The sequence below is a fragment of the Paenibacillus sp. VTT E-133291 genome, from assembly GCF_002264395.1.
GTDB classification, from domain to species: domain Bacteria; phylum Bacillota; class Bacilli; order Paenibacillales; family Paenibacillaceae; genus Paenibacillus_AQ; species Paenibacillus_AQ nitricinens.
On sequence record NZ_NFVA01000006.1, the window covers coordinates 1 to 23,736 of the forward strand.

Annotated in this window: 21 protein-coding genes; 17 read left to right on the forward strand and 4 right to left on the reverse strand. The window is 44.2% G+C overall.

The window, feature by feature from the left end; genetic code table 11:
• Positions 1–68 precede the first annotated feature (68 nt).
• The 3 genes from parE (at position 69) to CA598_RS04130 (ending at position 5,349) form a co-directional block, all read left to right on the forward strand.
• Entirely contained in the window at positions 69–2,051 is a 1,983-nt protein-coding gene (gene parE / locus CA598_RS04120; protein WP_042190046.1) for a DNA topoisomerase IV subunit B, read from the forward strand.
• Between the two features lie 253 nt (positions 2,052–2,304).
• Positions 2,305–4,746 (forward strand): DNA gyrase subunit A, encoded by a 2,442-nt coding sequence (gyrA, locus tag CA598_RS04125; RefSeq protein WP_094870246.1) that lies wholly within the window; start codon positions 2,305–2,307, stop codon positions 4,744–4,746.
• A gap of 171 nt (positions 4,747–4,917) precedes the next feature.
• A complete protein-coding gene (locus CA598_RS04130) occupies positions 4,918–5,349 on the forward strand; it encodes a MarR family winged helix-turn-helix transcriptional regulator (protein ID WP_094870245.1) in 432 nt (143 codons plus the stop codon).
• A gap of 107 nt (positions 5,350–5,456) precedes the next feature.
• On the opposite strand, the gene CA598_RS04135 is transcribed toward CA598_RS04130, so the two are convergent.
• Together CA598_RS04135 and CA598_RS04140 are read right to left on the reverse strand one after the other, a co-directional pair.
• Positions 5,457–6,203 carry an RluA family pseudouridine synthase gene (locus tag CA598_RS04135; protein WP_094875506.1) on the reverse strand — a complete coding sequence of 249 codons (747 nt, stop codon included), beginning with the start codon at positions 6,201–6,203 and terminating at the stop codon, positions 5,457–5,459.
• Between the two features lie 3 nt (positions 6,204–6,206).
• Positions 6,207–7,070 (reverse strand): class I SAM-dependent methyltransferase, encoded by an 864-nt coding sequence (locus CA598_RS04140; RefSeq protein WP_042190039.1) that lies wholly within the window; start codon positions 7,068–7,070, stop codon positions 6,207–6,209.
• Between the two features lie 228 nt (positions 7,071–7,298).
• On the opposite strand from CA598_RS04140, the gene CA598_RS04145 reads away from it, so the two are divergent.
• The 4 genes from CA598_RS04145 (at position 7,299) to CA598_RS04160 (ending at position 10,020) form a co-directional block, all read left to right on the forward strand.
• Entirely contained in the window at positions 7,299–8,159 is an 861-nt protein-coding gene (locus CA598_RS04145) for a helix-turn-helix domain-containing protein (protein ID WP_094875507.1), read from the forward strand.
• Between the two features lie 92 nt (positions 8,160–8,251).
• On the forward strand, positions 8,252–8,617 hold the full coding sequence (locus CA598_RS04150) for a VOC family protein (protein ID WP_076299603.1): 366 nt from the start codon (positions 8,252–8,254) through the stop codon (positions 8,615–8,617).
• Positions 8,618–8,786: 169 nt separating this feature from the next.
• Positions 8,787–9,239: a flavodoxin gene (locus CA598_RS04155; RefSeq protein ID WP_094870242.1), complete on the forward strand. Its 453-nt coding sequence runs from the start codon at positions 8,787–8,789 to the stop codon at positions 9,237–9,239.
• 25 nt (positions 9,240–9,264) lie between these two features.
• The gene (locus tag CA598_RS04160) at positions 9,265–10,020 is read left to right on the forward strand and encodes a hypothetical protein (protein WP_143812133.1); all 756 of its coding nucleotides are present in this window, start codon (positions 9,265–9,267) and stop codon (positions 10,018–10,020) included.
• Between the two features lie 78 nt (positions 10,021–10,098).
• On the opposite strand, the gene CA598_RS04165 is transcribed toward CA598_RS04160, so the two are convergent.
• Both CA598_RS04165 and CA598_RS04170 read right to left on the reverse strand, forming a co-directional pair.
• Entirely contained in the window at positions 10,099–10,944 is an 846-nt protein-coding gene (locus tag CA598_RS04165) for a GNAT family N-acetyltransferase (RefSeq protein WP_094875509.1), read from the reverse strand.
• Between the two features lie 83 nt (positions 10,945–11,027).
• Complete coding sequence (locus tag CA598_RS04170) at positions 11,028–11,318, reverse strand: GNAT family N-acetyltransferase (protein ID WP_094875510.1); 291 nt, start codon at positions 11,316–11,318, stop codon at positions 11,028–11,030.
• Between the two features lie 793 nt (positions 11,319–12,111).
• On the opposite strand from CA598_RS04170, the gene CA598_RS04175 reads away from it, so the two are divergent.
• From CA598_RS04175 to CA598_RS04225, 10 genes are all read left to right on the forward strand, one after another.
• The gene (locus tag CA598_RS04175; protein WP_094870239.1) at positions 12,112–13,014 is read left to right on the forward strand and encodes an ArsR/SmtB family transcription factor; all 903 of its coding nucleotides are present in this window, start codon (positions 12,112–12,114) and stop codon (positions 13,012–13,014) included.
• Positions 13,015–13,246: 232 nt separating this feature from the next.
• Positions 13,247–14,995 carry an ABC transporter substrate-binding protein gene (locus tag CA598_RS04180; RefSeq protein ID WP_094875512.1) on the forward strand — a complete coding sequence of 583 codons (1,749 nt, stop codon included), beginning with the start codon at positions 13,247–13,249 and terminating at the stop codon, positions 14,993–14,995.
• Positions 14,996–15,055: 60 nt separating this feature from the next.
• Positions 15,056–16,009, forward strand: coding sequence for an ABC transporter permease (locus CA598_RS04185; RefSeq protein WP_094875513.1), 954 nt, complete (start codon positions 15,056–15,058; stop codon positions 16,007–16,009).
• 16 nt (positions 16,010–16,025) lie between these two features.
• Positions 16,026–16,949, forward strand: coding sequence for an oligopeptide ABC transporter permease (gene opp4C, locus CA598_RS04190; RefSeq protein WP_094875515.1), 924 nt, complete (start codon positions 16,026–16,028; stop codon positions 16,947–16,949).
• Between the two features lie 11 nt (positions 16,950–16,960).
• A complete protein-coding gene (locus CA598_RS04195; RefSeq protein WP_094875516.1) occupies positions 16,961–17,944 on the forward strand; it encodes an ABC transporter ATP-binding protein in 984 nt (327 codons plus the stop codon).
• A complete protein-coding gene (locus CA598_RS04200; protein ID WP_094875518.1) occupies positions 17,937–18,902 on the forward strand; it encodes an ABC transporter ATP-binding protein in 966 nt (321 codons plus the stop codon). Before CA598_RS04195 ends, CA598_RS04200 begins: the two co-directional genes overlap by 8 nt.
• Before the next feature lie 211 nt (positions 18,903–19,113).
• Complete coding sequence (locus CA598_RS04205) at positions 19,114–19,722, forward strand: 50S ribosomal protein L25 (RefSeq protein WP_179281591.1); 609 nt, start codon at positions 19,114–19,116, stop codon at positions 19,720–19,722.
• 323 nt (positions 19,723–20,045) lie between these two features.
• On the forward strand, positions 20,046–21,890 hold the full coding sequence (locus CA598_RS04210; protein WP_256990350.1) for a fibronectin type III domain-containing protein: 1,845 nt from the start codon (positions 20,046–20,048) through the stop codon (positions 21,888–21,890).
• Between the two features lie 450 nt (positions 21,891–22,340).
• Entirely contained in the window at positions 22,341–22,886 is a 546-nt protein-coding gene (locus CA598_RS04220; protein WP_094875521.1) for a hypothetical protein, read from the forward strand.
• Between the two features lie 189 nt (positions 22,887–23,075).
• Positions 23,076–23,507, forward strand: coding sequence for an HIT family protein (locus tag CA598_RS04225; protein ID WP_094875621.1), 432 nt, complete (start codon positions 23,076–23,078; stop codon positions 23,505–23,507).
• The last annotated feature ends 229 nt before the right edge of the window (positions 23,508–23,736 follow it).

The following is a 23,736-nucleotide window of genomic DNA, read 5'->3' on the forward strand; positions in this document are numbered from 1 at the left end:
CTTACCGTCCTTATAAGGACGCCAAAGGCGCTAATGCTTTAGTATAGAGAAAAGAAGGAGGAGCATGAATGCTCGAACAGATCGATATGTTTGCTGAAGTTTCTAATAACGGCGAGAATAGCCGTACTGGATACGATGCTGACGACATTCAAGTGCTCGAAGGTCTGGTTGCAGTGCGCAAACGACCTGGCATGTATATCGGCAGTACAAGTTCTTCGGGACTACATCATCTAGTATGGGAAATTGTAGATAATGCTGTGGATGAGCATTTAGCCAAGTATTGTACGAAGATTGACTTACTACTTCGCAAAGATGGCTCAGTAACAGTGACAGACAACGGCCGTGGAATTCCAACTGGAATGCATAAGACAGGAGTGCCAACGCCGCAGGTTGTATTTACAATTTTGCATGCAGGCGGTAAATTCGGTGGATCTGGTTACAAGAAATCAGGCGGTTTGCATGGCGTAGGGGCTTCAGTAACGAATGCTTTGTCTGAATGGCTTGAAGTAGAGATTTATCGTGAGGGCAAAATCCATCGTCAACGTTTTGAATATTGGGTGGACAAGAAGGGGAAAGAGCATGTTGGCGAGCCGGTAACGGGCCTTGAAATTTTAGGCAACACCAACAAAACCGGTTCGAAAATTACTTTTAAACCGGATATTCGTGTCTTTCCAAATGGAATTGCCCTGAATTATGACACGCTGGCAGAGCGGGTACAGGAGATTGCCTTTCTGAATTCCGGTCTGCGTATTACGCTGCATGATGAGCGGAGTAATCGTCAGGACGAGTTCTTTTACGAGGGTGGAGCAAGCCAATTTGTGCAATTCCTGAATGAGGGCAAGGATGTTCTGCATGACGTTATTCACTTCAGCGCAGAAAAAGACGATATCGAAGTGGAGGTAGCTCTTCAGTACAATGGGGGCTATACGGAAACCTTGGCTTCTTTCGTTAACTCCATTCCTACTCGTAGCGGGGGTACTCATGAGACGGGCTTTAAAACTGCGTATACTCGTGTGTTAAATGACTATGCCCGCCGTACACAGTTGCTTAAAGAAAAGGATAAGAATTTAGAAGGAAATGATTTGCGCGAAGGTATGATGGCTGTCATTAGTGTTAAAATGTCCGAGGTTGAGTTTGTTGGACAGACGAAGGATCAGCTCGGAAGTGCTTCTGCCCGTAGTGCAGTAGACTATATCGTATCTGAGAATATGGCTCGTTTCCTGGAAGAAAACCCACAGGTAGCGCAGAGTCTTTTGAAAAAATCAATTCAGGCTTCGAAGGCTCGGGAAGCGGCTCGCAAAGCCCGCGATGAGATTCGTACAGGTAAGAAACGTAGCGAGAGCTCGAATCTTGGTGGGAAATTGTCACCTGCGCAGTCCAAGGACGTTACACGTACTGAGCTGTTCATCGTAGAAGGTGATTCAGCCGGTGGCTCAGCGAAGCAAGGCCGTGATTCAAAGATTCAGGCGATCTTGCCGCTAAAAGGGAAACCTATGAATCCGGAAAAAGCCAAGCTGCTGGATATCCTGAAGAACGATGAATATAAAGCAATCATTTCCACGATTGGTGCAGGAATTGGCCCGGATTTTACCGTCGAAGACAGCAATTATTCCAAAATTATCATTATGACCGATGCGGATACAGATGGAGCGCATATTCAGGTGCTGCTGCTGACATTTTTCTATCGTTATATGAAGCCGTTAATAGATGCCGGAAAGGTTTTTATCGCCCAGCCTCCGCTTTATAAGCTGACCCGCAAAACGGGCAAGCTGGAGACTGTAAGGTATGCATGGAGTGACGAAGAATTGCAAAATTATTTAAAGGAATTCGGCAAAAACTTCGAGCTTCAGCGCTATAAAGGATTGGGTGAGATGAACCCTGATCAGCTGTGGGAAACAACGATGAATCCAGAATCGCGTACACTGCTTCAAGTGCAGATTGAGGATGCGGCTAAGGCTGAGCGCCGTGTTTCTACACTGATGGGTGATAAGGTCGATCCTCGTAAACGTTGGATTGTTGAAAATGTCGATTTCACTGAAATTGTAGAGTAGCTGCAGTTAGTAGTGCTGCAAGTGACGATAATCCCGATTTTCTAAAAGCTTGGCGATTCTTGGAACGTAGGGGAATTTTGGAACTGTAGGAGCGATAGCGTCCGCCTTTGTCTCCTGATTTTATCCGCATTAGCGGTATAATCAAAGAAATCTGGAGACAACAGCAGCTGGAAGTCCAAGAATCCCAGGAGTGTTCATTAGAAGCGCCATACTTTTATAAAACGGGCAGTTTGAGGAACAGAAGGTGAGCAAAGTGAGTAGTTTATCAGAACAATTTTTGCCGGCTTTTCTGGAAGAGGTCGTCGGTGACCGCTTTGGTCGGTATTCCAAATATATTATTCAGGACCGGGCGATTCCCGATGTCCGCGATGGACTTAAGCCTGTACAGCGCCGGATTCTTTATGCGATGTACGATTCTGGCAACACGCCTGACAAGCCGTACCGCAAGTCAGCCAAAACTGTCGGGGATGTAATGGGTAATTACCATCCACATGGTGACTCCTCGATTTACGATGGTATGGTTCGTATGGCACAGCCATGGAAGATGGGGCATGTTCTTGTTGACGGTCATGGCAACTGGGGCTCGATGGACGATGACCCAGCTGCGGCAATGCGTTATACAGAAGCACGCTTATCTCCGATTGCAATGGAGATGATGCGTGATATCGAGAAGCGGACGGTGCTGTTTAAGGACAACTTTGACAATACAGCCAAAGAGCCTGTAGTTGTTCCTTCCAGGTATCCGAATCTACTCGTAAATGGCACGAGTGGGATTTCCGCAGGCTTTGCCACTGAGATTCCGCCACATAATCTACGGGAGGTTATTGATGCTTGTATCGCAGTGATGCAGAAGCCGGATATTGAACTAGAAGATATCATGACCTTTATGAAAGGTCCGGATTTCCCTACAGGCGGCACTATTATGGGCGGAGATGGCATCATGGATGCTTACCGTACTGGTAAAGGCCGTATTTATTTACGCTCCAAGACTGAGATTGAAAATATGCGTGGCGGCAAGCAACAAATCGTGATTACGGAAGTTCCATTCCAGATTGTAAAATCACGACTAGTTACCTCCATGGAGAATATTCGATTAGAGAAGAAGATCGATGGCATTGCTGAAGTTCGTGATGAGAGTGGACGAGAAGGACTTCGGATTGTAGTGGAGCTCAAGAAAGAAGCGGATGCCCAAGGCGTTTTGGCATATCTGCTCAAAAAAACCGATCTTCAAATTACCTATAACTTCAATATGGTGGCGATCGTCAACAAGGCTCCGCAACAGCTTGGCCTTAAAGCCATCCTGGAGGCCTATATCGCGCATCAGCGTGAAGTAGTGACTCACCGCACCCAATTTGATCTGGAACGCGCAGAAGACCGTGCTCATGTCTTAGAGGGCTTGGTTAAGGCACTGAATATTCTTGATGAGGTCATCGCTGCCATCAAAGCATCGAAGAACCGTCAGGACGCTCAGAACAATCTCGTGTGGATGTTCGGGTTCAGTGAACGTCAAGCGGATTCTATTCTTACCTTACAATTGTATCGTCTGACGAATTTGGAGATTACTTCACTCCAAAAAGAATTGGATGAAATGATGGTCAAGATTACACATCTGCGTGGCATATTGGAAAGTGACAAGAAGCTCGTAGCTGTAATCCGTAAGGAATTGCTGGAGATCCGCGATAAATACGGGATCGATCGCCGTTCGCTGATCCAAGGCGAAGTTGAGGAGCTTAAGGTTAGCCTTGAAGCGCTGGTCAACGCAGAGGATGTGCTAGTAGCACTTTCCGCAGACGGTTATATTAAGCGTACAAGTATGCTTTCCTTTACCCGCTCTGGTGGGGAACGTCATACTTCAGGCGTTAAAGAAGGCGATCATATCGTTAAGCTGCTCGATGTGAATACCCGTGACAGTCTGCTGGTATTTACGCGCAAGGGGCAGTACTTCTTACTTCCGGTTCACCAGATTCCAGAGTTTAAATGGAAAGAACCTGGTACTGCGATTGTTAACGTTATCGGGTTGTCTAAAGGGGATGGAATCATTAGCGTGATTCCGGTCAATAATCTTGATGATCCGCAGCAAAGCCTTGTGTTTATCACCCGCAGAGGTCAGGTTAAGCGTACAGAGCTCAAGGAATACTCTACAAGCCGCTCTGGAGCCGTAGCAGCCTGTAAGGTAGCAGACGGTGATGAGATCATTACAGTCGTTACTAGTACGAATGACAAGGACATTGTACTAGTGACTCGTGAAGGAATGAGTATTAGATTCCATGAGAATGAAGTTAATCCTATGGGCCGTGTTGCATCCGGTGTAAGAGGCATTCAGCTTCGTGAGGGCGATGAGGTGATTTCTTGCTTCTGGGTCAGTGAAGATGAAGGTGAGATCCTTTCTATCTCCGATATCGGATATGCGAAACGTTCATTACTAGTGGATTATCCATCTCAAAGCCGCGGTGGCAAAGGGATGCCAACCTTTGAATTTAAGGAAGGCAAGCGAGTACGGCCAAATGGCAGTAAATTGGCAGGGGCTTTCTATTGCAGAGAACCGCTGGAACTTAATGCAATTACACGGGAGAATGCACATCACACGTTCTCTTCTGAATCTGCACCACTTGGAGAGCGTCGTTCTACAGGCAAACAGATTGTCCCTGTGGAGAAAAAGGATGAGATTGTTAATCTTTTCCCAGCAGTGAAGTAAACAAGCCAAGGCACGTAGTCAATTCTTCTTGAGAATTGACTACGTGCCTTTTTTTAATTTTCTCGCTTATCAGTTATGAAGATTTATTTTTCTTCTTTTGCAGGAAATGGAATTTGTTTCGCGAAAATGTAGTTATACCGGATAGAACCGCAAGGAAAGGAAGGAATCAGTGTGCACGCTTCTGAATTCAGTAAAATTTGGCATAAAATTTTAAAAGATTACAAACTACATATGGACAGTAATCTTGCCCCATCGCTAACGGATGCCCAACTCACAGTACTTGAACTGCTTCAGGAACGTGATGCCATGAAGCCTTCTGATCTGGCTCCACATCTGGCGACCAGTCCTGCAGCGGTTACTATGTTACTTGATCGGATGGAGAAAAATGGGCTTATCATTCGGGAGAGAGATGCTGCGGATCGCCGTATTGTATGGGTGAGTATAACGGAAATTGGAACGCAGGAGACTGCACGTGGTTTGAAGATCCGCAGTGATTTTTTTGCAGAAGCGCTTGATCCGATATCCTCTCATAACCAACAGCTACTACTCTATTTAATGGGCAAAATGGTTGTTACAACAACACCGGAAGGTTCTACACCATGAATAATCGGGGTGACAAGGGCCGGAGAAATAGATTGAGGTACAAGCTTGCGATGACAAGCTATTAAAAAAGTACAACAACACTTATTTTTACAAAAGAAGGCCATCCATTAACGGATAGCCTTCTTTTGTAATTCCTTGGACCATAAATCCCAAGGATGGGTTTGCGGGGGCAGGGAAATAAGTTCTACTTCTTCTTTAGTAACAGGGTGGGGAAAGCCTACAAGTGCAGACCACAGTGCAATTTGCTGTCCAGGTCTGTTCACCGAAGCCCCATACTTCTGATCACCGTATAATGGGCAGCCGATGGAGCTGAGCTGCACTCGAATTTGATGGGAACGACCGGTGAGTAAATCGATCTTGAGCAGGCTGTAACCCTCAGCGCTGCCAAGTACTGTGTAATCCAGCATGGCTTCCTTACCGCCGGGGGTTCCTTTACGGACGACAGTGACGGTATTGCTCTTGGCGTCTTTAAGCAGTGTATCGGTAAGACGGCCATGAGATGCTGGTGGTTTACCGTGCACGACCGTTAAGTACACCTTATGAAAGCTGTGAGTTCTGACACACTCGGATAGTCTTGATGCTGCTTTTGATGTCTTGGCAAAGATCATTGCACCCCCAACTGGACGATCCAGGCGGTGGACTAGCCCCATATAGACGTTGCCAGGCTTATTGAAGCGTTCCTTCACATCTTCTTTGAGCAGATTGAGCAGATCAGGATCTCCAGTAGCATCCTCCTGAACAGGAATATTCACGGGCTTCACTATGCCTAGAAGATGATTATCTTCGTATAACACTTCAAAGCGCTTCGATATTCCGTCCAGCGGCTCGTTGCTGCCAGATAAATGCAGTGTCATGGCTTACGCCTCCCAGCGTCCCAGAATACCGCATGGCAGGTTCATGCCGGAGGAAGTGATCGGAAGACCGATTTCACCGGAGGTGAGCTTCCCGCCATAACGTTTACCCATGGTCATCGACAACATATTACGTAGGACCGTTGGAGAAATCCCAGTGGTGTATGAATTGATTAGCATAAACAAAGGTTTGTCGCTCATGATTTGCATGCAGCTCTCAAGGAAAGGATATAAGCTGGATTCCAGCTTCCACATTTCTCCGCCAGGCCCTCTTCCATAGGAAGGCGGGTCCATGATAATCGCATCATACTTACTACCACGACGTTGTTCACGTTGTACGAATTTGAATACGTCATCCGTGATGTAGCGAACTGGACGCTCGCCTAGGCCGGACAGCTGGACATTTTCTTTTGCCCATTGCACCATTCCTTTGGCTGCATCCACGTGAACAACCGAAGCGCCGGCACTTGCTGCGGCTACAGTAGCTCCACCTGTGTAAGCAAATAGATTTAGTACTGAGATCGGACGGTTAGCAGCCGCAATCTTGTCCATCATCCAGCTCCAGTTGGCCGCTTGTTCAGGGAATAACCCTGTATGTTTAAAATTCGTAGGACGCAAATGGAATTTTAATTTTCCGTAACTAATTTTCCAATCATCCGGAATTGTTTTCTTCATTTCCCATTGTCCACCACCCGCTGAGGAACGGTGATAATGACCGTGTACATCACGCCATTTCGCGGTCTCATTGGAGAGTGGCCAAATAATTTGTGGATCCGGACGGCGCAGGATGATGTCACCCCAACGTTCAAGCTTCTCTCCACCGCCAGTGTCAATTACTTCATAGTCTTTCCAGTCGCTAGCTATATACATTTTTTAATCCATCCTTCAAAAATTCATTTAGCCTTTATTGTACATCATTTCACCATATAGCTACAAACAAAATAAGCACAAGCCCAACACTCTGCTTATTTTATCCAAAGAAGATAATGTGTATAATATTTCCATGCTCACAGCTATTATTCTGGCAGATCAAGCAATGATTGTGTATGATCAGATACCAGAGTCTTTACAATATTTATGATCGGAGAATAGCAGCTTATGTTCAATCTCACACCTCTATATTTCCCGATAACTGCAAATCCAGCACAAACTAGTGAATTTCTACCTAGTCGAGCTTTGCAGCCATATATTCGCTGTTTCTGGGGCTCTGTTACACCGCGTATTTCTACAGAGGCATCCGTTCACGTAGTGGACAAGGCATCTGGTTACAAAATTCGAATGGAAACCATTATTCCAGATACATGCATGGACATTATTTGGAATCTGAATGAATCGACAGGCTTAACAACTACCGTTTTTTCCGGCATCAATGATGCTCCTTTTGAAGTCCCTTCAGACAGGGGGAAGGGTATGATCTCAACCTTTGGTATCCGATTTCATTTCTGGGCCGTTCATTTTTTTGCAGATGACCATCTCCGGGATGTCCTGAATGCATTTGTAGATGTGGACCAGTACTTTTGTACTTTTAAAAAAGAGCTAGGACTTCTGCTGGAACAAGCAAATTCTATGAATGAAAGGATAGCAGCAGCTGAGGCATATCTTTTTCAGCGTCTTGAGCGTGGAGGACGGACTAATGATCGGATGATGAATGCAATTTATACCCTAATTAAACAAAAGGGTGTGGTAACAGCTGAGGATTTGGAAACCAGCTCTAATCTAAGCAGACGCCAACTCGAAAGACTTTTTCAAGAATACGTAGGTGTATCCCCTAAAAAAACAGCTGACCTTGTGCGATTTCAGAATGTATGGCGGGAAATGTATCAACTGCCTGTGCAGACGAAGAATATTCAGGATCTTATTTTTACTTATGGATTCAGCCATCAGCCTCATTTTATAAACAGTTTTAAGAAATATGCAGGAAGAACACCACTTGAGGCTTTAGTCTATGCGGGCAGATAAATGTCGCATTTTTGCAATACAAAGGATGCTAGCCTTGTTAAACTCAAGTAAGAAATGGATACTATGATGATGAGAATGAAAGGGGACAAATTATGATTTCGTCTTTTGAAGGTACTAACATCTACACTAAGGATACTGCTGCGTTGGCTGCATTTTATTCGGAGGTGCTAGGGATTCCAATTCCGTTCGAAGGCTACGGCAATTTTGATGGTGCAAAGATTGGATTCGACAAGAAGCAGCCTGGAATCATCATTTGGGATGAGACGAAATGGGAAAAGCTCACAACTGGCTTTGTTAATTTAGTATTCGGCTGCGATAATCTCGATGAGACGTACGAGCAGTTAAAGGCTAAGGGACTGGATTGTCAGCCACCGGTTACGATGGCGTATGGCGGGAAAGAAATGAATTTCCGCGATCCAGATGGTAATCACATTACCTTGCTCGAAGGAGCATACTAAAACATTTTGAACAAAAAAGGGATTGAACGCAAACATCAACCGTGTGATTAAACGGGAGTTTGCGTTTTTTTTATTTTATTCATTTGACAATGATAATCATTATCAAATAGAATGGGGGTGAAGCACACATCATTTAAATTTTATGTTTAGTAATGGGAGGAACAGAAAGATGACTAAAGTGCTAGTGGCATACGCCAGTCTAACTGGAAACACTGAGGAAATGGCTGAGTTGATTGTAGAGGGAATACGCCAAGCAGGTGGTGAAGCCGTTTTGAAATCGGTCACTGAATGTAATGCGGTTGAGATAAATTCATATGAAGGCGTTCTGTTAGGAGCATATACTTGGGGAGATGGAGAGATACCAGATGAAGCTCTTGATTTCTATGAGGAGATGGATGAGCTTGATTTGACTGCTATGAAGTCAGCAGTTTTTGGAAGCGGAGACACAGGCTACGCGATTTATTGTGGAGCCGTGGACTTATTCGTGGAGAAGTTAAAGGAACGTGGAGCTGTGATATTACAGGATAGTCTTAAGATTGAATATGGCCCGAACGCTGCTGAAAAAGAAGCCTGCCGTCAATTCGGTCGTCAATTTATCGAAGCTTGTATGGTGGCATCATAGGATGGGCGGGCCAGCAGGAAGTTGGATGAAGAAACAAGTGAATTTACATACGCCTCCATATAAACGACTGCATGATTATCGAGTGGAGCACATTATGCTTGGAGGGGCCGAGAATTTATCAAGCGGAGCTCCAGCGACAGGGCTCCCACGCTGGCGCCAGCAGGTTCAATATGCTGTAGGGCATACACTTAACGACTTTTATAGTTTGCTGCCTGAAGTTCGAAGGGAGATACCGATACAATTTCTGTTAGAGCGTCGTTGGCCGCCTAGAGGGGATGCTTTTCCTTCATTACTGCAATATTGGGATATCAAGACAAGTATAGCGGATGAACTAATGCGTATCGTTTCGACCAATCATTTACTGGAAATTCCGGTTATGCTATACGAGCAGTGGTATGTGCCAGTCCCGGAGCTGAACTTGGAGCTTTCGATGATTACTCAATTAGCTTGGAATTCTATTCAGAATGGTCGAAGCCTGAACATTCAGAAATTTATGGTGAATGGCAATGAGGATACAATTGCGGGCTTTTTGCATATGACTAACGTCTTTTGTTATGCGGCTTACGGTGAACCTGCGGAGACCGTGGAAATCTACTCCTTGCTAGAGGGTCGTAAATACTCTTACAACGGAAATGCAGTCCCGTATAAGGAGTCTTTGGATTATGTTCGATTGTTATCTGTATTTCTGGAGCAGGAAGTGCACGCGGATGGCTCATTAAACTGTAGTGACCGTAGAAATGATAGAGGCGAAGCTAATGTTGGAGGCTTTGGGCTCATGTGATTACTTCTTATAATAAAATAAGGCCTCCTGCTCTACAGGCGAAAACGCCCATTAGACAGGAGGCTTTATTTCTATGGATTAGCCGATATAACGGTAATAATCCTGTTTATTCTGAATGATAAAGCCACAGCTTTCATAAAGCTTAAGCGCATTGGGATTATCTAGAGCGACCTCGAGATTAATTCCATTATAGTTTTTACGTTCTCGTTCGATCGTTTGAAGAAGAGCACTTCGTCCAATGCCTAGCCCCCGTAGCTTCTTGCTGACAGTAAATCCATAAATCCAGGTTTCATTATCTTCGGTCCACAGCCGCATTTTACCAACAGGTTGTCCATCCATTTCGATCATAATATGTTCTTGCAGGCCTTCCTGTTTCTGCAGGTCATAGAGTTCGGCAGCATCTTCTGTCTTTATATCAAAGCCTCCACAATCCAGCTCAACAAGAATTGGGGCTTCGTCTTCACGAGCAGGGCGTAAGATCACAGTCCCTGTGGCTGAGCTTGCTTCAGAAGAAGCAACCGAATTTCCGCCCCATTTCATTTGGTATTCCGCATGATTAAACTGTAGTGGTAGTGTTCGAAGGAATGCTACACCAGATGACGAAGCAGCGGGAGCGTTTAGAAGTAGGGTAGCGACATTGCCCCGTTGGATAATAGTCTGCGCTCGGTTCCACAGTGAGGTGAAGATGCCCCGTCGGCGGTAGCCTGGCCGAACCATGCCGCAGACCTCCATATCGCTTCCGAATCCATAAAGTCCTAAGAAGCCGACGAGTAATTCATCTTCATAAGTAACGAGCCATTCCGTATCTCCTACGCTTGATGGCTGGCGAAGCATATCCCAATTCAATTTCAGTGAAATTCCGTCATATTGCTCACAGCGTTCTTGTAATTCTTCTATATTTCTCAAAGTATCGGTAGTAGTCAAACCCGTTTCCTCCTAATGTGTATTTGAACTAAGTGTATTAGTTCGAATAGGTTAATAAAGCTTCACGGAAACGGGAACGGAGATCAGTCTCGCTCGCCTGTGTTTCCGCGCACGTCCTTATACTCCGGATGCTTCTCGAATTGATGAGCTGCATAGGAGCACACAGGAACAATTTTCAAATTTTCATTTCGAGCCTTATCTACAACAGCCCGTACAAGTTCTTCACCGGTACCTTGACCGCGCAGTTCCTCAGAGACACGAGTGTGGTCAATGACCAATTCCCCAGCATCTTTATCCAAACTGTATGTGATCTCGGCAAGGTCCTTACCGTCATTCGCAACAAAAAAACGTCCTGTTCCAGTTTGAATTTGCATCTTATGGCTTCACTCCTAAAATGTTATTGCCTATATTTTACTACCACGATTTGCAAAAAGCGAGGAACGAAGCAGATTGATTGCTCGCCCTGGATGTTTGATGGCGTTCCATAGATGGATTTACCGAGGAAGTTAGGATTACTGGTGTGAATAATGTGCTCTTGTTACTCGAGGCAGTTGCTTGTAATGTTTGTTCTGACGCGATCGAGTGACTTTTGGCGAGCTGAGAAGGCGGGCCAGACATTCCCGGCACTCTGATGCAGGAACATCCAGGACTGCCGGAAACATGGGAATCCTTGAGACCTCAACATGTCCAAAACTCCTGTCATCATAATCATCCATTGGAGCTTTCGGACTCCATTGCAGCTATCCTTAGGAAAAGGCACAAATTAGGCGATTTGAATGCCGATAGTACCCCTGGAGCCCGATAAAACCCCAAAATGGGGGGAATACTGCTTATAAGGTCCACTGTGTCTGATAGCAACTTCGTTCGAGTATATTTTACCGATGGAATCGCTATGACTAGGTGGTTGATCGCATGGGTTAAGATCCCCGATGCAACCGTACTGAAATGTCCCTTAGCTGTATTTTACGAGTAGAAGTCCCCTTGCACGAACACCTCGCAAACAAACCTAAATTAAAGTTTGATACGCAGAAATTCTGCAGTCAATCAGCAGTCAATGAATTTTTATACACTCCCGTTTATAAAGTAGCTTGCGTATACTCAGGATAATACAATAAGATTAAGAGAATATCTCACTACTGAAAAGAACCGCTAGCAGGAGGAATCATTGTGGAATACAAGGTTGAGGTTGAATTTAGGTCCATTTATGAATTATTGAACAGCTTACATACTTATTTGTGCAAAAAATCCTATAAGAAGATTGATTTAGGAATGGCGTGGGTCACAGAAATTGAGAGCAGCCTCAGTCAAGAACTGCTATCACGCCTGAAAGAAACCGAACTAAATAATGAATGGAAAATGTTGAATCTGCTCATTTACTGTTGTCCATTTAAGGATGATGTAGACAGTGTGTTGAACTGGATTGAAGGGTTATCTGTTGGCGAGTTATATGAGACCTTATCAAAATATGTAAAGGTTTTTCCAAGCCATATGGAGGATTACCGTAATCGCGTAGTATTTTTACTCTCCGAATGGAACCGCCAGTACTTTAGTCAATGTAATCCTGCGATTCTAAGCAAATTACAGCAGCATGTAGATTTGAAGAACATGGAGCTTAATGAACTGGAAACGGCTGATTTTGTGAACAAGACGACCAACGGTTTTTACTTCATTCCTACGGATGGGCTCAAGAAGCTCGTTCTGATTCCACAGTACCATTTTCAGCCTGCTAATATCATCTATTGCTACGGTGAATTAACGATCTGTCATTATGCGGCCTGGATTTCGATAGAGAACGAAGAGATTTCACCATTTATGTACAGAACGATTCGTAGTCTAAGTGAAAAAAGCCGCCTGAAAATCCTCCAAGCCCTTAGCGGTGGCCGCAAAACGTTTACCGAAATTGTAAAGCATGCAGGAATCTCGAAGGGGATCGTTCACGATCATATTTTTAATCTTCGCTGTGCAGGTTTGCTTCATGCCTATATTGAAGGTGAGAATGTCACCGGATATAGTCTGCGTCTGGAAGGCATTCATCGGATGAATGAGCAGCTTTTTGATTATTTAAAATAAAGATTTCGAAAAAATTGTACGGTCTGAAGGTCAGAATTCTCTTATGCAGAGAGGGTTTTGGCTTTTTTTGTTTTTTTTAATATTTGCATAATTCTGTTTATGGAGAATTTTTTTAAAGTTCTCTCTTTACAGAACTAGAAAACCTTTCTATAATGAACATCAGAAGTTATTCATACTTTACGGGTAGGAATTATAGTTATTATTCTATTAGAGAGAAAAGGGAGATAGGTACATGAGAAAAAATGCGATTGTAATCACTTCATTACTGCTTACGGGTTCACTGTTACTTTCGGCTTGCGCTAACAACAGTACTAACGAATCCTCGTCCGCGAACAATGCGGCTAAAGGGTCCAATTCAACTAATGTGGAAGCAGCAACTACGCCAGAAATTGTTCCTGCTGGTGCGCTAAGCGAGCCTTTTACCGCAACCGATTTGTCCAAACTTCCAGCAGTTGCACAGAAACGCACAGACACCATTATCGTAGGGTTAACGGATCCAAGTGGAGCTTTCACTCCGTATTTTCAGCAAAGTGGTTATGATGGCAATGTATCCTCACTGCTATACGCTTCTCTCGTAACTGTAGACGATAAAGGCATTCCAACACCGGAGCTTGCGGAGAGCTGGGATGTTTCGGACGATCAGCTTACATACACGTTCCATTTGCAAAAAGATTTGAAATTCAGCGACGGTTCTCCATTAACGGCGGATGATGTAGCCTTTACTTGGACGATCCAATACGACAAATCGTATGACGGTAGCTCGCAGCTTCCATCCCTAAATATTAAAGGCGGCAAAGCCTATAAAGAAGGTACTTCTCCAAAGATAGAAGGGATTAAGGTGATTGATCCACAGACGATCTCAGCTACGCTTGAGCAGCCCAACGCAACAGCGCTGGTACAGCTCGGCTCGAATGTATTGTCTAAAGCTTACTATGGCAAGGACTATACATTTGGAAATCTCGAATACATCAAGAAGCTGCATGAGAAGCCACTGGGGGATGGACCTTACAAGCTGGAGAAATTTATTCCGGGGCAAGAGGTACGTTTTGTAGCGAATGAGAATTATTTCAAAGGTAAACCAAAGACAGAACATTTCATCTACAAAACTACGGAAGGCGATGTATGGCAGTTCGTAGAAACGGGTGAGGTAGACTACGCTTCTTTTAGTGCAACAGACGAGAATATCGAGAAGCTGAAAGCGCTCGGCTTTGTGAATATTATTCCTTACACTCCAAGCACGTACGGATACCTGCAAGTCAATTTGAAACATGAGCAGCTCAAGGATAAGCTAGTACGTCAAGCTATTGTGTACGGTTTGGATCGTCAGAGTATTTATGTGGATGCAGCACAAGGTGCAGGTTCTATTGCGAACATTCCGGCATCCCCAATCTCTTGGTCTTACACGGAGGAAGGCATTAATCCTTACAAATATGATCCGGAAAAAGCTAAACAATTGCTCGATGAAGCCGGCTGGACTGTAGGAGCGGGTGGTATCCGTGAAAAAGATGGCAAACCGCTCAGCATTCATTACCTCGGTTCGAAGAGTAAAAACACAGATATTTTCATCGCTGTAGCGAAAGAGAATTTTGAAGCACTGGGTATCGACTTCCAGCCTGAGGTGTTCGCAGACTTTAACTCACTGGTATCTAAGGTAGAAGGTGGGGATTACGACCTCGTATCCTTCTCCACAAGTATGTTGACTGATCCGTCTGACGGGTTCATGCAATTCTTTGATGGCGAGATCACGGATTATGACAATCCGAAATTCCTGGAGTTATACAATAAAGCTTTGGCAACTACCGATATTGAAGCCCGCAAAGCGGTATACAAAGAGCTGTACCAGCTCTTCAATGATGAACTGCCTATTATTTTCACAAGTTACAAAAAGACTGTATACGCCTATAACGGACGTATTGAGAATCTATCGGTCAGCCCGTTCATCGGTCTTGCTGGCAGTCTGCCAACTTGGAGCCTGAAATAAATAAAACAGTGTCCCCTGTTCTAGATTCTTGGGCAGGGGACAAATCATAAGGAGTCTGTCATGAGCGCTTATTTATCGAAAAGACTGTTGTACATGGTCATTATCTTATTTGCGGCATCATTATTGATCTTCTGTCTGTATGCTTCAACACCGGGAGATTTCATAACCGGAAATATTAAATTGACGGCAGAGCGCAAAGCAGAGCTGCGTGAGATCTACGGCTTAAACAAGCCGATGCTTGAGCGGTATGGAGTATGGATGAAAAATGCGCTGCATGGCGATTTCGGGTATTCCTTAGCCCAGCAAAAGCCTGTGCTTCAGCTTTTTAATGATTATATTTGGAATTCCTTTCTGCTGGCTGCCGTTTCCACGTTTCTGACGTGGGTGATTGCAGTTATTATTGGTGTGATTTCAGCTTATAAGCAATATTCATGGTTCGATACACTCGTGATGATCGCAATATTCGCAGCCATGTCGCTGCCGTCATTTTTTATAGGCTTATTCCTGATTAAAATCCTGGCTGTCGATCTCAAGTGGCTGCCTCCGGGTGGAATCATCACTACAGGCAGCAACGCTACGGGTCTGGCGTACTTTAAGGAGATTGTTATGCATATGACCCTTCCGGTTGTTGTTATGACCCTCCTTGGATTAGGCTCGCTCACACGTTATTTCCGCAGCAATATGATCGATGTCTTAAAGCAGGATTATATCCGTACTGCCCGCGCTAAAGGTCTAAGGGAGCGTAAGGTGCTTTTTACACATGCCTTGCGTAATGCCTTATTGCCTGCGATTACACTGGTTGGCTTCGAGCTTCCAGCGCTATTTGGCGGATCACTGATTATTGAGAAAATATTTAATTGGCCGGGGATTGGGCAGCTGTATATGCAGTCCTTCGGGCTTAGGGATTATCCTTTACTGATGGGCTTTACGATGTTTATTGCGATACTTACCGTCATAGGAACGTTGCTTTCGGATGTTTTGTACCGGATGGCCGATCCTAGAGTTCGGCTATAGAGAGGAGGAAGCTGACGTGGCAGTTCAAAGTAATGTAGCGGGGATTTCAAAACCCCAGACCACCAAAGGAAGATCCTCTTTATTCCGGCAATCCCTTCGAAGATTGTTAAAGAACAAGCTGGCGGTATCCGGGTTTGTGGTAGTAATTTTTATGTTTGCGCTTTGTTTTATAGGTCCTCTGTTCTCTCCCTATACCGATAACAAAATTAATATGGCACTGATGAACAAGGCACCTAACATGATGCATTGGCTGGGTACCGACGCGCTGGGCAGGGATATTCTGACCCGGGTGATGCAGGCAGGACGTATTTCACTGACAGTAGGACTGGCATCGATGGTTCTTTCAGTGTTTATCGGGGCTCTTTTGGGGGCTATAGCTGGATATTACCGTGGAATCGCTGATCAAATCATTATGCGGATTGCGGATCTGTTATTGACGGTTCCGAGTCTGCCTCTGCTTTTTATTTTTGGAGCGTTATTATCAGAGTGGAAGATTCCAACGGATTATCGCATGTATATCGTTATGCTTATGCTTAGCATTGTGAGCTGGCCGGGTATGGCGCGTATGGTGCGGGGGCAAATGCTTAGTCTGCGAGAACGTGAGTTTATGCAAGCAGCCGTAGTATTAGGCCTTCGGGATCGGCGTAAATTGTTTAATCACTTGCTGCCGAACATTGTCCCGCTGCTGATCGTTATGGCTACTCTCAACATCGGTGGTGCCATATTGAGTGAATCTGTTCTTAGCTTTTTTGGGCTAGGTGTTATGCCGCCAACGCCAACCTGGGGCAATATGATTGATGCAGCGAATAATATGATCGACTTTAAGGATCGGCCGTGGCTGTGGATTCCGCCTGGGCTATCCATCTTCGCGACAGTAATCGCGATCAATATCTTTGGTGACGGACTCCGGGACGTACTTGATCCTAAACAGAAGAGGTAGGTGACCCTCACATGAGTGATTTAATGAATATAGACGGTCTAAGTACATACTTCTTCACGGAAGAAGGGAAAGTGAAAGCCGTTGATGATGTAAGCTTCCGTGTTCGTGAAGGAGAGACGGTCTGTATCGTCGGAGAATCGGGTTGCGGCAAAAGTGTAACTGCGATGTCCATCATGGGTCTTGTTGAAGAGCCAGGGGGCAAGGTTGTCCATGGCAAAATTGATTTTCAGGGTGAAGATTTGTTACAAATGGACAAAAACACACTGCGAGCTATCCGTGGCAACGAGATCGCGATGATCTTCCAGGAGCCCATGTCCTCTCTTAATCCTGTAATTAAGATCGGTGAACAAATTATGGAGCCGTTGATCGTGCATTTGAAGATGAACAAGAAGCAGGCACGTATCCGGGCAATTGAACTGATAAAACAGGTAGGCATATCACGCCCTGAACAAATAGCAGATAGTTACCCACATGAACTGAGCGGAGGGATGCTGCAGCGGATAATGATCGCTATTGCCATCGCCTGCAGTCCAAAGCTATTGATTGCAGATGAACCGACAACGGCGCTGGATGTAACGATTCAAGCACAAATTCTGGATATGCTTCGTGAAATTAAAGACAGCTCCGGCATGTCTATTCTATTAATCACCCATGATCTGGGTGTAGTCGCGGAGATGGCTGATTACGTGATTGTTATGTACTCCGGAAAGATTGTGGAGGAGGGGGAAGTTGTTGAATTGTTCAACAATCCCAAACACCCGTATACGAAAGGGCTGCTCAAATCGAAGCCAGTTATTAATCAGCGACAGGATGAGCTGTATTCCATACCAGGCCAAGTGCCAAATCCGCTTGAGCTGGTACCTTCTTGCTATTTTCATGACCGCTGTGAGCATTGCATGCCTGTATGTGCCAGCCAGCAGCCCCAGCTTAAAGAAGTGGCCAGCAGACAAAAGGTAGCTTGCTGGTTGTATGAGGAGGCGGTTGTTCATGCCTGAGGCATTGCTTGAGGTCAATCATCTGAAGAAATATTTCCCTGTCACTAAGGGATTGCTAAACCGTACGGTCGGGCATGTAAAGGCTGTTGATGATATTAGCATTACGCTTCAGCCTGGTGAAACGTTTGGACTGGTTGGAGAATCCGGGAGCGGCAAGAGTACAGTAGGACGGACAATTCTACGGCTAACGGATAAAACGGCAGGTGAGATCAAATTCAAAGGGATAGACATTCATTCTTTGTCTCCCGCTGAATTGCGAAAGATCAGACCGCAAATGCAGCTAATCTTTCAAGACCCTTATAGCTCACTTAACCCTCGGGTCCGCATAGGTGATGCTATCGGAGAAGCTTTACTGGATCATGGGTTATGCTCAAAATCAGAGGTTCGTGATCGGGTGCTTGAGGCGCTTGAGGCATGTGGTTTATCCTCTTATCATATTGATCGCTTCCCGCATGAATTCTCGGGGGGGCAGCGGCAGCGGATCGGAATCGCGCGTGCGCTTGTGCTGAGTCCTGAGCTAATCATTGCAGACGAGCCAGTCTCGGCCTTGGATGTATCCATCCAAGCGCAGATTATTAATTTATTCAGTAAGCTGCAGCAGAGCCGTGGGCTAACCTATTTGTTCATCTCTCATGATTTGAGTGTAGTGGAGCATTTATGTTCAAGAATCGGTGTCATGTATCTGGGATCTATGATGGAGACGGCTTCTAGAGATGAATTATTTAAGAATCCGCTCCATCCGTATACCAAGGCATTGCTATCAGCTGTTCCAATACCTATTCCGAAGCTGAAAAGGGAAAGAATCGTTCTTAAGGGGGATATTCCGAGTCCTGTGAATCCCCCGGCTGGCTGTAAATTTCATACTCGTTGTCCCTATGCCCAAGAGGTTTGCAAATCGGAGATTCCTGTATTCCGCGATGCTGGTAATAATCATTTTGTAGCCTGTCATTTGGTCTGAGCTTTGTCACAGATATAATGATGATTCACTCCTAAGTCTTGAATAATTAATGTTGAATTGTATAATAATACAATTTGACCTTATTTTTGCCTGTGCTCAAAAAGTTTAAAAGGGTTTCAAAGCCAGGTTAATGGGGTAATTAGAGAGTGGTTAGGTTAGACGTACATATCTAATCGGTCTAGTATAAAATCCCTACTTAGGAGGAATCATCGTGAATACAACAGTACGTTTGACAGAAAGATCCGGCTCGACTTCTTCACAGCGCAGAAAAGGCTTTGTACCGGTCGTCGTGTACGGTGCAGGTTCAGATAGCCAGTCCTTTACAGCGGATGCTAAGACAATTACCGGGATTTTGGCTAATAACCCTCGGGCGGTATTAACCTTGGAATTGCCAGATTCAGGTAAAAAGAACGTTGTCATCCAAGAAATTCAGCGCCAGCCCGTATCCAAACAACTGCTGCATATTGATTTTCAGCAGATCGACATGAAAGCCAAATTGGATACGAAAGTAGCCTTTCACTTTACAGGAGATCCAGTAGGTGTGAAGAGTGGCGGTGTGCAGCAAATTGAATTGCATGAGCTGGATATTCGTACACTTCCAGATAAATTAACGGCATCCTTTGAGGTGGATATCAGCGGACTAGATATTGGTGACCAATTGCTGGTATCTGATCTGCCGAAGCATGAGGGCTGGGAAGTGTTGACGCCTGAGGACACTTTGATTGTCCGGGTTGCGCCTCCAGCAGCTCAAGAGCCAACAGATGAGGATGCTGCTGAACCAGCGGCAGACGAAGCTACTGGTGAAGATAAAGCAGAATAGAATAGGGATTGAATCAAAAGAGCAGATAGATCCTTCTCAAGGAGCTGTCTGCTCTTTTTGTTTTATCTTCGTGAACACGTATTAATAAAATAATTGCGGTCTTTCGTATGGTTTCTTAAATGGGATTTATGGTTATTTCGCCTCATTTAGTTAAAAATTTACATAAAATCGTTGACGAATAGGTTGCAAAGGCTGAAAATGAGGACAATTACCATGGTAAAGAATTCAAAAAGTTCTTGTTATCGTTGTTTGAAAACGCTTTATTTATTTTGCTTCAAAGATCTCTCATTACCCTGTTCATCATGATTATGAGGAGGAAAGTTATGAAGATGAGGAAGCTGTTTTCGATTTTAATGACAAGTCTGCTGGTTTTTGGAGTAGCTCTACCTATGGGTGGAAAAGTGAGTGCGGATGCTGCAAGTGATGCTTCAAATCGTGCTTTAGTCTGGTTAAAGACCCAGCAAGATGCTACAGCAGGGTATGCTTTTGAAGGCTTGGTAGATAGCTTTGAGGATTTCTGGGGACCTAACAATCCCAAACAGATTGTATACACGTATGATCAAGCTGTTGCAGCCATAGCCTTTATTGTAAAAGGTGAACGGACGCGGGCAGAGCAGGTTTTGAACAAAATGCGGGACATTCAGGACCCTTCCGGCTTCTGGCTGAACTCTTATTGGTATAACAATGGCTTCGGAGAAGAAATTCGTAAACATGTGGGGCCGGTTGTATGGATGGCAATGGCTGCTATGGCCTATGAAAAGCAATATAATGACACGCGATATCGCCCGATGGCGCTCAAAGCACTTGATTGGAGCTTGTCGTATAAAAAAGCCAACGGCAGTATTGCTGGAGGGTGGAGTGGTTGGAGCAATTCAGATGAGCCTTGGAGCTCAACCGAGCATAATATCGATATTTACCGGGTGCTGCAGTATTATGCTTCGGTAGATTCCTCAAAGGCTGCCTCATATAATAGCGCAGCTTCTGGAGTGAAGACCTTCCTGGATAATTATGTGTGGGATGACAGTGTCAAACGCTTCAAGGGAGGCTGGAAAAACGATACGAATCTGATTGATCCTAAAATTCCATTGGACGTGAATCCATGGGGAGTACTGGCTTTAGGAGTATCCGGAACCCATAACTACGGTGCAAGCTTAACTTATGTGGAAAATGCTTCCGGCACCCCGGGGACCCTTGCGAATCCGCGTTACAAGCAGACGCTTACTTACAATGATGCTGGGAATACGCTGACCGGCTATGATTTTGACTGGACGGATGAAGTTTTGCCTGCATATGACGATAACGGGAATCAAATCGGTAATACGGGTGCTGATGTATGGTTTGAAGGAAGCGCATTTATGTCGCTCGCCTACTATATGCAAGGCAATGTATCCAAAGCGGATGCCATTAACACTGAAATTATTAAAAAGCAAGGCACAAGCGGCGCTTCACTGGGGGGAATTCCGTACTCGCTTAAAGGGACCAGCAACAGCTATTGGGTTATGGCACAGCAAAACTGCGTGTCTAGCACGGGTTGGTTAATTCTATCACTACACCGGTTTAATCCTTTCACTGGTGAATACTTGACGGGTGGAGGTAATACTGGAGACACGACAGCACCTACTGCACCTGCTAATCTGACAGTAACCAGCAAGACGGATTCAGCAGTTAACCTGAGCTGGTCTCCTTCAACTGATAATGTTGGTGTTACGGGATATTTCGTTTATCGTGGAACACAGCAAGTAGCCTCTGTGGCAGATACTACAGCTACTGTTACTGGACTAACTCCAAGCACAGCTTATACGTTTACAGTAAAAGCTACGGACGCAGCAGGTAATTTGTCATCTGCTAGTAATACCGCAACAGTTACTACTAATCCCACTGGCGGCGGGGGTGGTGATCATGTGACGGCTGACTTTACGGCAGGGGTAACGAGACTTTCTTCAACAGAAGCGAGCATTTATATTACACCTGTGACCAGTGCTCTTTATGTAGATGTGCATTATAAGGTTAACGGGGGGCCACAGCTTAATTACCGGATGATCAATAGCTCAGGTACATGGAAGCAGACGGTGAGTGGTTTAAGTGCTGGCAGCAGCATTGAGTACTGGTTCACTTACGAGAAATCCGGCCCACAATATGATTCAGCGCATTATACCTATGTGCAGTGAGATTTATGAAAGACTTGACCGGTAAGATTTATAGATAGAGCAAGTAAAATAAAGAAGGCTGTCCCAGATGCCATAGTATTGGCTCGGGAGGGCTTTCTTTTCTTTGTATTAGGCTATGTTAAACCACATTGTTGATATTTGAGTTTTACGAACGTCGTTTTATGATTAAGATGACACTATGTAAGGAGGTGTGGCAAGCGAGAGCTCATTCACTTTTTTACTGTCCAGAACCAAGGGGATGTCAGCTCCTATTCGTGCGCTTGATGAAATCCAGGAGCAAAAGCATAATGGCTTGTCTGCCCCATTGCAACAAATTTACTTTTACAACGTATATATAATTATTCCATATTTTAGGTATATTAAAGGAGTTAAAAGGAATGTAACTGAAGTATATCTACAAACTACTAAGGTTTTCCATTAGTATTAATTCAAATCATAAGAGGTGATTTCATGAACAAATTTGGATTTGTATTTTTTATTGCTGCAATAATATTTTTAATATCAGGATGTCAAAAGGCTGGTTCCAACGATGAATTAGCTAAAGCGCAGGTGCAGGTTAGTGCATTAGGATCATCATTTAGTATCCCTGCACTGGATGGTTATGAAGTTAGTTATGTACAATATAAATTCCCTCCAAAGGATAAACAAGGCAACTTTATTGGAGATAATCAAGAAGTTTTAGTCACATATACGAAAAACAAAGGGAAGCTGGAGAAGTTAACAAAGGGGCAAAAAGAGTCCAGTGAAAGAGAAATCATCTACGGACCTTATCAAGGAGAAACACTCTTTGAAATAACCTATAGCAATACTCAAGTTGATTTGAACGATGCTGATATTATTGATATTAGCGGCAAACAGGTGCAAAAAATAAAAAATAGTGATTATACGTATTTAGCATTCAATGCTTCAAAAGGTTCAATCACTTTAAAGTTTAACAGTTTGGATGAGGATACAATTCTAAGCATTGCTCAACAAGTAGTAAATGAAAATAAATAAGGAATAGTTAGTTTTTGTGCTGAACGGATGGAGATGTTAGTTTAATAAACCGCCTTTTACTAAGTGAAGCCATTTGATTGATCGTTTTGGGAAACTTATATTCACTGTTCTTGGTTATGTTGTGAAGCAACGGCGATATCGTTGTAAGGAGTAACGTAAAATCCCATTTAGGATGGTGTAATGCTATACATGGAATGCTTAGGATGTAGAATCGCTAACGGAATTGAACCTGACTTAAATATTGTTTATGAAAATGAATTTATTACTTGTGTGCTTGATATTGCTCCTTTTAATGAAGGGCATACTCTAATCCTCCCCAAAAAGCATTACTGTGATGTCGAAGAGATGGAGTCAGAGACTGCTTATGCTATCATGGATGCTTCGAAAAAACTTTCAATTGCTTTGAAGAGCTTGTTTAAACCTGACGGTATAAGAATTTGTCAAGATGGAGGGAAGTTTAACGATCTTACTCATTACCATATGCATCTCATTCCGAGGTACGAAGGCGATGGATTTATCTGGGGTGAACCCTTACACCCACATGGTGCTGAAAAACGATTAAGCCAAACCAAAAAAAAGATTCTAAAGACATTAAGTGAAGAAAAGAGAAGGGGTCGATAAAGACTTCTTCTCTTTTCTTCATAAATTAACATTTTACCTTAACATAGCTTAAATCAAAGAATACATTTGGAGTAAAAGAGCGAAGATCCTCCTCTAGACGGAGGTTCACTCTTTTCTTGTGTCGTAAAATCTTGGAGGGAAACTTTAATGCAATGATTTGTTGCAGAGGAGATTCAAGGGGGATTGTTTTATTTACAACGTAACAGTGTTATGTTACGATGTTTTCAAG